11 protein-coding genes, 1 tRNA gene and 1 pseudogene are annotated in these 11,837 nt (G+C 58.6%); 7 read left to right on the top strand and 6 right to left on the bottom strand.

The genetic code is table 11. The features are described 5' to 3' along the window. Positions 1-56: 56 nt before the first annotated feature. Both CLAC_RS12875 and CLAC_RS00165 read right to left on the bottom strand, forming a co-directional pair. Positions 57-196: pseudogene (locus tag CLAC_RS12875) on the bottom strand (RtcB family protein); the annotation flags it as partial. A 133-nt stretch (positions 197-329) separates the two neighbouring features. Then, positions 330-1,640, bottom strand: a complete 1,311-nt coding sequence (locus tag CLAC_RS00165) for a PepSY-associated TM helix domain-containing protein (RefSeq protein WP_245621900.1) — start codon at positions 1,638-1,640, stop codon at positions 330-332. A 239-nt stretch (positions 1,641-1,879) separates the two neighbouring features. On the opposite strand from CLAC_RS00165, the gene mgrA reads away from it, so the two are divergent. Then, complete coding sequence (gene mgrA, locus CLAC_RS00160) at positions 1,880-2,917, top strand: L-glyceraldehyde 3-phosphate reductase (protein WP_053411195.1); 1,038 nt, start codon at positions 1,880-1,882, stop codon at positions 2,915-2,917. A 32-nt stretch (positions 2,918-2,949) separates the two neighbouring features. Here mgrA and CLAC_RS00155 read toward each other — a convergent pair whose 3' ends face one another. Continuing rightward, positions 2,950-3,738, bottom strand: a complete 789-nt coding sequence (locus tag CLAC_RS00155) for a TSUP family transporter (protein ID WP_053411194.1) — start codon at positions 3,736-3,738, stop codon at positions 2,950-2,952. A gap of 196 nt (positions 3,739-3,934) precedes the next feature. Here CLAC_RS00155 and CLAC_RS12855 point away from each other — a divergent pair, with 196 nt between their 5' ends. Then, on the top strand, positions 3,935-4,411 hold the full coding sequence (locus tag CLAC_RS12855; RefSeq protein WP_211255360.1) for a hypothetical protein: 477 nt from the start codon (positions 3,935-3,937) through the stop codon (positions 4,409-4,411). Positions 4,412-5,243: 832 nt separating this feature from the next. On the opposite strand, the gene CLAC_RS00145 is transcribed toward CLAC_RS12855, so the two are convergent. Next, positions 5,244-5,576, bottom strand: coding sequence for a transglycosylase family protein (locus CLAC_RS00145; protein WP_053411193.1), 333 nt, complete (start codon positions 5,574-5,576; stop codon positions 5,244-5,246). Between the two features lie 112 nt (positions 5,577-5,688). Between CLAC_RS00145 and CLAC_RS00140 the strand changes: the two genes are divergently transcribed. The 3 genes from CLAC_RS00140 (at position 5,689) to CLAC_RS00130 (ending at position 8,162) form a co-directional block, all read left to right on the top strand. Then, the gene (locus tag CLAC_RS00140; RefSeq protein WP_053411192.1) at positions 5,689-6,717 is read left to right on the top strand and encodes an App1 family protein phosphatidate phosphatase; all 1,029 of its coding nucleotides are present in this window, start codon (positions 5,689-5,691) and stop codon (positions 6,715-6,717) included. Beyond that, positions 6,714-7,397 (top strand): AAA family ATPase, encoded by a 684-nt coding sequence (locus CLAC_RS00135; RefSeq protein WP_053411191.1) that lies wholly within the window; start codon positions 6,714-6,716, stop codon positions 7,395-7,397. Before CLAC_RS00140 ends, CLAC_RS00135 begins: the two co-directional genes overlap by 4 nt. A 123-nt stretch (positions 7,398-7,520) precedes the next feature. After that, positions 7,521-8,162, top strand: a complete 642-nt coding sequence (locus tag CLAC_RS00130) for a TetR/AcrR family transcriptional regulator (RefSeq protein ID WP_053411190.1) — start codon at positions 7,521-7,523, stop codon at positions 8,160-8,162. 259 nt (positions 8,163-8,421) lie between these two features. Here the strand turns inward: CLAC_RS00130 and CLAC_RS00125 are convergent, their stop codons facing one another. Then, positions 8,422-9,810 carry a DHA2 family efflux MFS transporter permease subunit gene (locus tag CLAC_RS00125; protein ID WP_053411189.1) on the bottom strand — a complete coding sequence of 463 codons (1,389 nt, stop codon included), beginning with the start codon at positions 9,808-9,810 and terminating at the stop codon, positions 8,422-8,424. A gap of 138 nt (positions 9,811-9,948) precedes the next feature. Here CLAC_RS00125 and CLAC_RS00120 point away from each other — a divergent pair, with 138 nt between their 5' ends. Then, complete coding sequence (locus CLAC_RS00120; RefSeq protein WP_053411188.1) at positions 9,949-10,365, top strand: iron chaperone; 417 nt, start codon at positions 9,949-9,951, stop codon at positions 10,363-10,365. Positions 10,366-10,457: 92 nt separating this feature from the next. Here CLAC_RS00120 and CLAC_RS00115 read toward each other — a convergent pair. Beyond that, a tRNA-Leu gene (locus tag CLAC_RS00115) sits at positions 10,458-10,541 on the bottom strand. 258 nt (positions 10,542-10,799) lie between these two features. Between CLAC_RS00115 and CLAC_RS00110 the strand changes: the two genes are divergently transcribed. Continuing rightward, complete coding sequence (locus CLAC_RS00110; protein WP_053411187.1) at positions 10,800-11,708, top strand: FHA domain-containing protein; 909 nt, start codon at positions 10,800-10,802, stop codon at positions 11,706-11,708. Positions 11,709-11,837: the final 129 nt, after the last annotated feature.

Genomic DNA, 11,837 nt, shown 5'->3' with positions numbered 1-11,837 from the left:
GCACCTGGCGCAGTTGGTGTACCACTTCCACGTCACTGACCTCATCGACCCCACGCGGCCCAGCCCAGCTCCTTCAGATACTGCGTGAACTCGGAAGTCCCCTGCGGGAGGTAGGCGTAATCGCAGCCCGGACATGCTTCTGCGCAATCTTGTTCCCCACTCCTCGTAACCCTGAGCACAGTAAGCACCAAACCCGGCACGTATCTCGCCGAAACATCTCGCGGAGGCCTGCTACACAACAGCACCCCCTGCCTTAAGTGCGACGAATTAGAAAAAGTCAACCCCCAGAATTGAACATAACAATTCCGGGGGTATTGGCAAGTAATTGTCTAGTCTTTCTTCACGCCTGTAGCGCCACGCATTTTTCGCCACACCCAATCCGCAACAGCGAACAACACCAGCGTGACGCCAAATAGCGGCGCAATCACAGAGTAAGCAACCAGCGCCACAATGATGGCCACCGCAACAGAGGGGCGGATGTCGCGCCACCTCGTCGGCAAGGGCAGCCGACCCGGACGCCGACCGCGGCCACGGCCGAACCACATGGCATAACCGCGAATGATAATTGCGATGAGTCCGATGCCTACCGCTACCAGGATCAGCTGATTGACCCAACCGAACAGAATCCCCATGTGGGCATTAATCGTCCACTCGGTCAACTTCGCAGCCAGCGGCCAGTCAGCAAAGGCCACGCGATCGACAATGTTGCCATTCGAACCGTCAACTGCGACGGTCTCCATTCCTAGCCGCCACTCCTGGCGCGCTTCCTTAGCGACCCACGCATCACCGTCGGCAGGCGGGGTCAGCTCAATCTTGCCAACAAGACCAGAGTCCCTGGCCACGCGGTTCACCGTATCGGCCTGGTTCCACACCTCAACAGGAGCGGCGCTTGCAGAAGCACCATGCCCGGCATGCGCATCCGTCGCCGCCGCACCCGGAGTCGCAGCAGCCGTAATCGCGGTGTTCGGCTTCGGGGCAAACCAGTCCATTGCCTCGCGGACCTGCTTGATTCCCGATCCCGCGACCCAGGACCACGTCAGCCCAGTCGCGGTCAGGAACAGCAAACCAATACTCAGCCACACACCGACACGCGCATGACGACTCATATGGTGCGCGCGCTTACTCGTTCCCTTGTTACGTCCACGACGGCTGCGGTCCCACCACAGCCACAGGCCGGCCAGAGTCAGGGCTCCCATCCAGGCCGCGGCGGTCTCGGAGTAGAGACGCCCAATGTTGTTTCCGCTCCACAGGCGCTTGTGCCCTTCGGAAATCCAAGTTCGCACTGGCAATGCCGCGGCAGAACCGTACTGAATAGTATCGCCCTTGATTGAGAGGTCACCAGGATCGACAAATACGACTCGGCGGTAGGACTTGGAAAGCAAGGACGAATCCGCGAAGAGCACGTGAGTGGTACGACCGGGTTCATCGTAGGTCTGGACTGCATCGACTGGAAGGTCTGGATGCAGCTTGCGGGCGGCCTCAACCTGCTGTTCAAGTGAACGAGGTGGAAGCGAAGAGGTCGCGGTCATCTGCTCGGAGTAGACGACCTTCTCAATCGACGGTGACAACGCGTATCCGATGCCCGTTACCGCCGCAATGACAAGCAGGGGCGCGACAAGAATACCGGCAATCGTATGCATACGATGCAGGAATCCTCGGGGGCCACCATTGCGGTCATTACGGTTTTCTGCGACGGGTTTTGCGGCTGAATCTTCAGCGGCAGTTCCTGTGGCTATTGAAGTCATGCACTATTAGTCGGACACCCAGCAAGAGTTGTTCCCGTTGAATTTAATTTTTTATCTTCATTGGGGTAGCCATCTAGATAAAATCCCCGCTAAGAACCGGGAAATCGTCGACAAGCGAGCGTAGTCTCGGCCACATGACATACCCAGATATCTACCGGGCAGACGACAACCGCTACAACACCATGCCGTATCACCGGTCCGGCAGCACCGGCCTGAAGCTTCCGGCAATTACGCTGGGGCTTTGGCACAATTTCGGCGACGACCGCCCGTTGGACACCCAGCGTGAGATCCTGCGCGCGGCCTTCGACCGCGGGGTCACCCACTTCGACCTCGCCAATAACTACGGCCCGCCACAGGGCAGCGCCGAAGAAAACTTCGGCCGAATCATGGCGAAGGACTTCGCACCCTACCGCGACGAGATGATTATTTCCTCCAAAGCCGGCTGGTACATGCAGGACGGCCCCTACGGTTTCGGCGGCTCTCGAAAATACCTTGTGGCCAGCTGCGATGCTTCGCTCCACCGCATGGGCCTCGATTATGTGGACATCTTTTACCACCACCGCCCGGATCCGGACACCCCCATCGAGGAGACCGTCGCAGCACTCGACTTTTTGGTGCGCTCGGGCCGCGCGCTCTACGTCGGTGTGAGCTCGTATTCGCCCGAGCTGACCCGCCGTGCCCAGGCTATCGCCCGCGAGCTGGGCACCCCGCTGACCATTCACCAGCCAAGCTACTCCATGTTCAACCGCTGGATTGAGGATGAACTTCTCGACACCTGCGCAAACGAAGGCATGGGTATCATCGCCTTCTCCGCGCTGGCACAGGGGCTGCTCACCGACCGCTACCTTGATGGAGTCCCCGCAGACTCTCGCCTCGGCGCGCACAAGATGAGTTCCGACTTCCTGGGCGAGGACACTCTTGCCGCAATCCGCGCCCTCAATGAGATCGCTTTACGACGCGGTCAGTCGCTCGCGCAAATGGCCATATCTTGGGTCCTGCGTCGCCCAGAGATCACCTCTGCACTGATTGGAGCGTCCTCGGTCAAGCAGTTGGAGGATAATCTCGGTGCGCTGGAGGCCGCGCCATTTAGCGATGAGGAGCTGGCCGAGATTGACAAGTGGGCCATCGACCGCGGCATCAATCAGTGGAAGGGGGCGACGGAGTCGGTTTAGGCAACACAGCAAAGGCCCTTATCTCGGTAGAACTACCCGATAGGGTTCACACCAAACTGGTCCATTCCCAGCTTCAACGCCATAACCACAACCACCGCCAGAATCACAGCACGCACAAAGCCCGACCCCTTCGTCAACACCATTCGGGCACCGATCTGCGCGCCGATCACGTTCGCAGCAGCTAATACCAACCCGAGCAGCCACAGCACCTCCCCTTGCGCTGCAAAGGTCACGAGTGCTCCGAGGTTGGTAAAGACGTTCAGCACCTTTGCCCATGCCGCGCTATCCCTGAAATTCATACCCAGGAGCGTCGTAAAGCAAAGAATCAAAAACATGCCGGTGCCAGGGCCAAAAGCACCGTCATAGAAGCCAATCACCGCAATCAGCGCAGCAATTGCGGCCCATACCGCGAGAGTCTTCCGCCGAGGAATTGCGACCTGTCCAAACTCAGGCTTTAGGGCAACGAAAATTCCCACCGCAACCAGCGCAAATATAATGATTGGCCGCATAACAGCCTTATCGAGCATCGAGGCCAGGAGCGCCCCTCCAATGGAGCCCGCCAAAGCAAGCGGCGCAAACCTCAGCGCCCCGCGAGCCGACGGCACCTTGCGGGCAAGAACCACGGCCGCGCTGGACGTTCCGAAAACTCCCGCTACCTTATTCACCCCGAGGGCCTGTGCGTTCGAAAAAGCCGGGTTCATGATCATGATTAGTGGGACGAGAATCAGACCACCGCCGCCCACTACAGCGTCAACCCAACCGGCTGCCAAGGAACCGATAATCATCACCACAACACTGGTTATCGACGCACCTGTAAGCATATTGCCATTCTTAGCACCCCACCCCAACGCCCCCTTCACCTTTCGGAGATTTTCCCTAAACGGCCTATTTACAAACTATACGAACGCATGTACGATAGCAAGTGAGTTCGAAACAATTGTGGGGATTTAGCGAACTGAAATCTATGGCCACAACCTGCGGCCAGAGGCATTAGCCGAGGAATACAGGGGGATTCTAATGCAGCCTCAAAGCAATTCTGACGACAACAAAGAGCAACCATTCACCGAAGCATATTGGGCTCAACAAACCCCGTCCGACCAGCTCTCAAAACTTGCCCGGGAGGCAAACCGCGCTCAGCTCGCTTTGATAAGGGCCTGCTGCCCAAATGGTGACGCCGACGTCGAGCACCACGCGGCGAAGATTAGTGTCCGACTGGGCATTACTCGCGGAGAGGCCCTGCGTATCTGCGATATAGGTCTTATGTTGCGACGGATGCCACGACTGGCGCAGCGCGCTGAATCAACAGATTCACTAACTCCGCGACAACTGGGCATAATCGCTCACGGGACCTGCACTATCGCGGACGAGCAGATTCACGCTGTCGAGACTGAAGTTCTGGAATTGGTCACCCCGTCAAGGCCCCGCCAAGCCATGATTGGCCCCAGGTCACTGACCAACAAAATTGGGGACATCGTCGCCGAGTATGACGATTGAGCCCGCGGAGATGGCACGATTCCAACCATCATCAAGGGTGAATCCGTACAGCTAATGACCTTAAACGGGGGCAAATATTCGCAAATTATTGCGACTCTGCGTTCTGACCGGGCGCTTGAGATTATGTCCGCTATAGGCAGTGCCAGCCGCGCAAGAGAAGGCATGACTCAAGCACAGGCACTCGTCGACTTAGTCAGCGGAAACACAAGCGCAGATGTCACCCTTAACATTTATCGTGAGCCAGGCTCGGACAAAGCATGGCTAGATGGAGCCGGCTGGCTCTCAGCACTCGCTACCCAGCAGTGGATGACAAAGGTAACCCACTTATGCCTATCCGCCGACAGCGCCACTGACTCTTACAGGCCCACTGAAGCACAAATAGCCCGCGTCCGAGGTCGAGATGGCACCTGCCGATTCCCCGGCTGCGAAGTGCTGGCTCACCACTGCGACGTGGATCATATCCAGCCTTTCAACCTAGAGAACCCGCAAGACGGCGGTCCGACCGACACCCAAAATCTCCACTGTTTGTGCAGAAAGCACCACAATTTGAAGACGCATCACCTATGGGAAATCACTTCCCTTAGGGATGCCACGGAGGTGTGGTCATCAGTAGACGGCACAGTCGCAACGACTGTGCCGTCTGGGCCAATGGCGGGATTCGGGTGCCAAACCTTTGACCAACGCGCAACGCGCAGAACCAAGGCGAGACAACAGCACTACATAGATTGGCTGATGTCGTTTTCAGTGTCCGACACCGAGATTATCGAAAGCACCGAAGCCGATGACAGCGATAGCCCCGAATCGGAGGCCGAATAAACCCGCCTAGATTCTGCTAGCCCAGCGGGCCACCGCAGTTCGGCCAAGCACCTGGGCCCTGCGAAGCAAGCACGCGCTCGGCAACGTCAATCTGCTGCTCCTTCGTGGCCTGGTCAGCGGTCGGCGCGTACTCTCCACCGCCGTGGCCGTTCCAGGTCTCAGCGGAGAACTGCAGACCGCCGTAGTAGCCGTTACCGGTGTTCGTCTGCCAATTGCCACCAGACTCGCACGCAGCGACCTGGTCCCACGCTTCGACTGGCGCAGCGGATGCGACCGCTGCGGGGCCGGCAACGAGGCCAGCTGCTACGACGAACGCGGATGCAATGGACTTCTTAGACGAAAAACGCATAAAAAGAGAACACTCCTATGGGTTGACTTCTTCTCTTGGCGGCCCAACCTACGCGAGATGCCCCCTGGTCTGTCAACCCAGCGCTCCAGAAACCAACCCGTATCCTGGAAGCATGTCACTGGCAGATGTGGTCCGGAAAGCCGAATCGAAAATCAACGCGTTCAACACTCATCGGTCAAAAAAGTCGGGCTGGGTACCGTCGGTCATCGGCTACACCGGTTACGGCAACGAGGAACAAGTGCGCGTTTTCGCCAGGGTCCTTATGCGAGCTCCCCACCGCGAGCCTCGCACGGCCGCGGCCAGGGGGTTTAGGCAGTTTTTCACGATCCAGGTAGGCGGTTTCCCCGTTCGTGTCACCGCCGGCGATAAGACTATCGAGGCAGTCACTGATGACAACGGATATCTGGAGGTCCTCGTTGAAGGTCACGGACTCACGCCCGGCTGGCATGAAGTCACTATCGCCCCAGCCGATAGCCCCACGGAAGAACAATCGGCCTCCGCCGAAGTCCTCATCATCGACCCATCGGCAAAGGTAGGAATTGTTTCCGATATTGACGACACCGTCATAGTCACGATGCTCCCGCGTGCGCTCATTGCCGCGTACAACTCGTGGTTTGTACGCACAGATAGCCGCAAAGCGGTGCCCGGATTCAGCGATTTCTACGCCGAACTCCGCCGCCGCCATACTCCAAACCGCCATACGCTCACCCAAACCCCCGTCTTTTACCTTTCCACCGGCGCATGGAACACGTTCGGTACATTGCGCAGGTTCCTGCAAGCGAATGCTCTACCCAAGGGTCCGCTGCTCCTCACTGACTGGGGCCCGACCCCGACGGGGCTCTTCCGCTCTGGCCAGGAGCATAAGCGTGTTCAGTTGAGAAATCTTTTCATCGATTTTCCCGACATCAGGTGGGTCCTTGTCGGCGACGACGGGCAGCACGACCCACTAATTTACGGCCAGATTGCAGCTGAACACCCGGACCGCGTCGCAGGCATCGCGATCCGCAACCTAACCCCTAGCGAACACATTCTTTCCCACGGCACAACGTTCCCGATCGACCGCCTGGAGCGCACGCACGTCCCACTCATCGAGGGCGCGGACGGTTACGAACTACTGAAGCAAATCGACAAATTGCCGTGATTTACCTACGCCACGCCCGAATCCACGACGATGCCGACATCCCGGAGCACATCCGTCGGCTCGAGCTGCCGTTCCCATTGGAATTCACCACCGCAATTACAGTCCTGACCGGCGAGAACGGGCGAGGAAAATCCACCATTCTGGAGGCCATCGCCTCGGCTATGGGCGTGGACACCGACGGTGGATCTCGCTTCAAAACACAACGCAACCGCTCCGCACTCCCCCTCGCGCTAACCAAACGCAACCCTCCGGATACCTTCTTCTTCCGAGGGGATGCGCACCTGAACCTGGCCCGGTACTACTCCGAAATCGGCGACCGCAAACTGTTCGACCTTGTCGACATGAGCCACGGACAGTCGATAATGTCACTGGTCACTCGCCGGTTCAGCCCAGAATCACTCATCTTCCTCGACGAACCTGAGGCGGGCCTGTCGGTCCTCCGCCAACTCGAGCTCCTCGGCAGACTTGGCTCCCTCGCCGAGCGCGGCGCGCAAATCATCATCGCCACCCACTCCCCCATTCTTCTGGCGCTCCCCGAGGCAACCATTCTTTCGCTTGACGACGCCACCATCACCGGCTTCGAAGACACTAACGCGGTCAGCGCCACTCGTGAATTCCTCAAAGACCCGACTGGAATCGCAGATTACATGGTTGAGCGCTTCGGTGAATGTTCCACGTGAAACATTCGATATACCCCAGCGCAACACAGTTATATAGGCCACCCTGCAGCGTTACAGAAACGTCCCCCCGATTCTCGATATCTATCTTTTCGCATTGTTATCACTTAAGGAATAATCGTATCTATGTCGAAAAAAACTGGTCCGAAACCAACCTTCACTGCGACCGATGCTGTGCGTGCCGCAACGGAAATCGGACTGGGAAACTTTACGCTCTCCGAAGTAGCGCGACGCCTCGGGGTCGCCACTCCATCTCTGTACCGAGTTATTTCTTCGAGGGAAGACCTCGTCGGGATGTGCCTTGATGACGTCAACTCGGAGATGCTGCGTCGCGCGCAATCTATCGACGGAACCTGGCAGGACTGCATCCGTGCGATGACCAATCTCCTTTGGTCCATGCTGGAAGAGGTGAAAGGCCTGGACCGCGTACTGCTCGGAGCTACGGCGCACACCCACTTCGTGCAGCTCTTCGAGTTCATCGGCAAGATGATTCTCGAGCGGGGCTTCCACGGCGGCCCCAGCCGAGTGATGTTCGCTCTCAACTTCGTCAGCGATACTGTTCTAGCCGCTCACCTTCAGCTCGTCGCGCTGCGAGAGCATCTCGGCGACGAGCTGTCGGAAAACCCCGAAGCACACACCACAGAATCCGATACCGCAGCCGTCGAGAATGAGTTTCGTATTGTCCCAACTCAACAGTGGGGCGAGCGTGGCTGGGTCGATCGCAAGGTCGACTTCATCATCGCGGGGTTCGAGAGGAACTTGGACTAGGGTCAATCCGCGGCCACAGCCAAACCGCAGCCACATCCACGAAAAGGTTGTCGACTAGGGCCTCAAATGCGGGTTGGCCTCCAAATCGAAAGTGGTGTCACGCACCAATTCCGGAAATCGGCAGCGGACATCACCCACTCGGGGCGGTATTCACGGTCGCCGTCACAGTGGTCGTTGAGATCGCCGCACCGGTACCGGCCGTGCCCCCGCAAATTTAATAAAACTCCTACGGTTAATCTGACGCATTGGTTCCTAGTTACTAGCTCTGCTCAGACGGGTTTTTGATCATCAGCGAAGCCGCAATGCCCGCTGCCGACAAGGCGACCGGCAGCCACATCGCCAGGCTCATCGACGGCGTGAAATCACCGTGATTGTCGCTCAGTGCAGCGGCCATGACGGTCGCAATCAGGGCGCTGCCGAGCACGCTGCCGATCTGGCGGATGGTGTTGTAGACGCCGGAGGCAGCGCCCGCCAGAGTACCGTCGATGTTTCGGGTCGCTGCAGTGGACAGCGTGCCCCAGATGAACGCGTTAGCCACACCAAATGCCGCCGACGGCAGTAGCAGCCACAACACGGATACGCCCTCGCGCATGAGAAAGTGGAATCCCAACATGCCAATCAGCGAAGCGCCGAAACCAATCAGCCCGAATTCCCGGAACTTCAGCTTCCCCAGCAGCTTGCCGGTCCACGGGGACATGAAGCCAGAAATCAGCGCCTGTGGCACCAGCAAGAGCGCCGCGGAGATCGTCGTCAAGCCTCGCGCGTTCTGCGCATACAGGATGATCGGGAAGCCGACGGAGACCACAAGCGCACCCATCACCGCAATCGCAAGTGACGACGCCGTGAAGTTCCGGTCCTTGAACAGGAACAGCGGCATCAGCGGCTCCGAGGTGGTCTTCGCCTCCCACAGGGTAAACAGGGCGAGCACGACGATGCCCGCGGCGATCAACGCCCAAATCCAGCCGGCCCAACCGGCGGACTCGCCTTCCTGAATGCCGAAGACCAGCAGGAACATGCCGACGGCACTGAGCAGGATGCCCGGGTAGTCGATCTTGTGACGGTTCGTGTCGAAGGTCGGGACGAAGCGGAAGGCGCAGAACAGGCCAATCAGTCCGACGGGCACGTTGATGAGGAATATCCAGCGCCAGTTGAGCAGGTCGATTAGTAGACCACCCGCGAGCGGTCCGGTGAGCGCCGCGACACCGGCGGCCGAGCCCCACAGGCCCATCGCAGCGCCACGGTGAGTCGGCGGGAACATGCGGGTAATCAGCGCCATCGTCTGCGGAGTCAGCAGTGCCGCGCCGAAGCCCTGCACCACGCGGGCCAGCACCAGCATGCCGATGCTCGGCGCGAGGCCACAGGCCAAGGACGCCAGGACGAAGATAATAAGGCCCGCGACGTAGGTCTTCTTAATGCCCCACAGGTCTCCGAGTCGGCCGGTAACTAGTAGTGGCACCGCGTAGGCCAGGAGGTAGCCCGAGGTCACCCACATGACGGAGTCAAGCTTGCCACCCAGGTCGTGTTGGATGGTGTTAATGCCGACAGTGACGATTGTCGCGTCGACCAGAATCATGAAAAAGCCGAGCAGCACGGTCCACAGTGCCGGCCAGGCCTGCTTGCTATCGAATTCGTTTGTTGATGTATTCACTCAAAGAATATTGCACCCAATGCAAGAACTAGGCAAGCCCCCTGCCCCAAATTAGTTGTCATGACATCTAATCTCTGTGGGCGACAGCGCTACCTATCCACCACCTGCACATATGCGCAACTACGGTAGTATCGCCGCATGGCAGTCCAACACATGTCCGACGAGACAATCGCCGAATTCTTCGCCGAATACCTTTCCCACGTCGACGACGACACCCAACGCGCCGTCGCCCTGGAAGTCCTCGAGTGGGTCCACGAGCGCTACCCCGCACTGAAGGTGCGCATCGCCTGGAATCAGCCGATGTTTACCCTCGGTGAGACCTTCATTATTGGCTTCTCCTACGCGAAGAAGCACATGTCTATCGCACCCGAGCGCGCAGGCATCGAGCACTTCTCCGAGGAGTTCGACCACAGGGGCCTGTCCTACGGCAAAATGATGGTCCGCTTCCCCTGGCCTGCCGACGGCTCCGCCACCTCCATGCCGCTGGACCTGCTGGGAGAAATGATCGAATTCAATATGAAGGAAAAGGAAGGAATGACCAAGTTCTGGCGTTAAACCACGCGCAACACCCACGAACCCTGCACGACCAACACAAAAATTCCCGGAACGCTAAGTCTTTTAAGTCAACGTTTCCGGGAATCTCGCTGTGGGCGAAGGGGGACTTGAACCCCCACGTCCGTAAAGGACACTGGCACCTGAAGCCAGCGCGTCTGCCATTCCGCCACTCGCCCGTGGGAACGAAGAAAACTATAACACCCACGGCCAACACAACACCAAACTCGCAGTACAGGGCACCTTTTCGTGGTCTGTAAGCGTCGAAAAGCGAGCAATTAAAGGCGTGCGCAGTCATATAATTTCGGCAACATTTGGATAACCTGAGCCATCGCTAGGCCTCAACTAAAGGTGCAGGGCTCTATACTGTTTTTCAAAGTGTAATTTCTATGCAACCCATCGCACCCTGGTGGGAGAAGGCGAATTTCGTAAGTTATATGGATTTCCTAGGACGCATCCGCAAGCTCGACAGCTCGCTGCAGCGCGGGCTCGATAACAGCTTCGCGCGCGTATTCGGCGGCAAGGTTGTCCCGAATGAGCTGGAAGAATGCCTGAAGCAGGAGATTGAAGATTTCCTGATGCAAGATGCCGACGGGCAATTCCTGGCTCCCAACGACTTCCGCATTGGCGTCAGCGCTGCGGATTTCAAAAACCTCTCCGAGGGCGATCCGAACCTGCCGCGCCAGCTGGCCGAGCGAATGACCCGCTACTGCCGTAACAACGGCTGGGGCTTCTCCGGCGTTATCTCCGTGCGCCTGCAGGCGCTGGATTCCCTCCACACCGGCCAGCTGAAGACCGCGAGCCGTTTCACCGAGGACACCACCGAACACTCGGAGTTCATCGGGCTCGACGGCGAGGCACCGGAGCTTGGTGTCGCCCCCTCGGGCGATGTCGCCGCTACCTCGGCGTCCTACCGCCCGGAGCCGGAGTCGGCCCTGCCTGCAGAGCCCCAGCCCGCACCGGAGCCAGGACCCGAGCCCGAGGTAGAAGAGTTCCCGACCGCCTCCCGCCCAATCCCGGCCGTGAATCCAGAGCCGGAGGCACCGGCGCAGGCGCCGACCCGCTCCGTGTCCCTGCTGCTACAGGACGGATCCTCCCGTGTTTTCGAGGTCCGCGAGGGCTCGAACATCATCGGCCGCGGCACCGCCTCGGACTTCCGCCTGCCGGATACCGGCGTCTCCCGCCAGCACGCTGAGATTACCTGGGATGGTCAGGACGCTGTGCTGGTTGACCTGCACTCGACCAATGGCACGATTGTCAACGGCGAGCAGATTGATAACTGGCTCCTCGCCGACGGCGACACCATTTCACTCGGTCATTCCCTGCTCGAGGTCCGCATCCGATAGGCCCGCGACCTCCGGCTTAAAACTTCTAATTAAAAGGCTTTCTCTAGGTTTGACGGCCAATACCTGGAATAATTGCGCTCGTATGTTGCTGAAGTTGTACACGAACGCTTTATAAGGAGGTTCCCCGGA

The sequence above is a fragment of the Corynebacterium lactis RW2-5 genome (assembly GCF_001274895.1).
Classification (GTDB): Bacteria; Actinomycetota; Actinomycetes; order Mycobacteriales; family Mycobacteriaceae; genus Corynebacterium; species Corynebacterium lactis.
This window is presented reverse-complemented; position numbering and strand designations above follow the sequence as displayed.

Coding starts and splice junctions, on each gene's coding strand:
- CLAC_RS00165 (WP_245621900.1), bottom strand. CDS start 1,640: ATGCATACGATTGCCGGTATTCTTGTCGCGCCCCTGCTTGTCATTGCG.
- mgrA (WP_053411195.1), top strand. CDS start 1,880: ATGACATACCCAGATATCTACCGGGCAGACGACAACCGCTACAACACC.
- CLAC_RS00155 (WP_053411194.1), bottom strand. CDS start 3,738: ATGCTTACAGGTGCGTCGATAACCAGTGTTGTGGTGATGATTATCGGT.
- CLAC_RS12855 (WP_211255360.1), top strand. CDS start 3,935: ATGCAGCCTCAAAGCAATTCTGACGACAACAAAGAGCAACCATTCACC.
- CLAC_RS00145 (WP_053411193.1), bottom strand. CDS start 5,576: ATGCGTTTTTCGTCTAAGAAGTCCATTGCATCCGCGTTCGTCGTAGCA.
- CLAC_RS00140 (WP_053411192.1), top strand. CDS start 5,689: ATGTCACTGGCAGATGTGGTCCGGAAAGCCGAATCGAAAATCAACGCG.
- CLAC_RS00130 (WP_053411190.1), top strand. CDS start 7,521: ATGTCGAAAAAAACTGGTCCGAAACCAACCTTCACTGCGACCGATGCT.
- CLAC_RS00120 (WP_053411188.1), top strand. CDS start 9,949: ATGGCAGTCCAACACATGTCCGACGAGACAATCGCCGAATTCTTCGCC.
- CLAC_RS00110 (WP_053411187.1), top strand. CDS start 10,800: ATGGATTTCCTAGGACGCATCCGCAAGCTCGACAGCTCGCTGCAGCGC.